This is a genomic window from Kitasatospora sp. NPDC088548 (assembly GCF_044753005.1).
Classification (GTDB): domain Bacteria; phylum Actinomycetota; class Actinomycetes; order Streptomycetales; family Streptomycetaceae; genus Kitasatospora.
The window spans coordinates 1-1,145 of the sequence record NZ_JBIVMI010000083.1; the positions used below are offsets into that span (position 1 = coordinate 1).

A 1,145-nucleotide genomic window follows, 5' to 3' on the forward strand; every position below is an offset into this window, starting at 1 on the left:
CCCGGAGACGGCGTGACCTCCGGAATCGCAGGCCCGCTCGGCGGCCGGGTGTTCGTGTTCCCCGGCCAGGGCTCCCAATGGGCCGGCATGGCAGTGGAACTGCTGGACTCCTCACCGGTGTTCGCCAGCCGACTGGCCGAATGCGAACGGGCCCTGTCCCCGTTCGTGGACTGGTCACTCGAAGACGTCCTGCGGGAAGCCCCGGGAGCACCCTCACTGGAACGCGTCGACGTCGTCCAGCCCGCACTGTTCGCGGTCATGGTCTCACTGTCCGCACTCTGGGCCTCCCTCGGTGTGGTACCCGACGCCGTGGTCGGACACTCCCAGGGCGAGATCGCGGCGGCCTGCGTGGCCGGCGCCCTGTCCCTGGACGACGCCGCACGCGTCGTCACCCTCCGCAGCCAGGCCCTGCGCGCCCTGTCCGGGGACGGCGGGATGATGTCGGTCTCGCTCCCGCAGGACCAGCTCGTCACACGCATGGCACCCTGGGCCGAACGCCTCTCACTCGCCGCCGTCAACGGCCCCTCCTCGACGGTGGTCTCCGGCGAACCCGACGCGCTGACCGAACTGCTGGCAGCCTGCGAGGCCGACGGCATCCGGGCACGACGGATCCCCGTCGACTACGCCTCGCACTCGGTACAGGTGGAGCGCATCCGCGAGGAACTGCTGACCGCCCTGGCCCCCGTCGCACCCCGCTCGACAAGCGTGCCGTTCTACTCGACCGTGACCGGCACACCCATGGACACCGCGGGCCTGAACGCCGAGTACTGGTACACCAACCTGCGACGCACCGTCGAACTTGAGTCCGTGACAAGGACCCTGGCGGGCGACGGATTCGGCGTGTTCATCGAGGTCAGCCCCCACCCGGTCCTGACCATGGCCCTGCAGGAAACACTCGACGCCACCGGCGCGGACGGCGTGGTCACCGGAACCCTGCGCCGCAACGAAGGCGGCCCCGCACGCTTCCTCACCTCCGCCGCCGAACTCTTCGTCCACGGCGTCACCGTCGACTGGCTCCCCCTGTTCGGACCGGAAACCCGACACCGGGTCGAACTGCCGACCTACGCCTTCGACCACCGCCGGTACTGGCTCGAACCGAACCCGACCACCACCGCCGCCGCCCTGCCCGGAACCGACCCGGTGGA

Annotated in this window: 1 protein-coding gene; it reads left to right on the forward strand. The window is 70.4% G+C overall.

Annotated features, from left to right (window positions below; genetic code table 11):
* Window positions 1–1,145: acyltransferase domain-containing protein (locus ACIP82_RS37830; protein ID WP_400660344.1), on the forward strand; the 1,145-nt coding region annotated here is incomplete at both ends.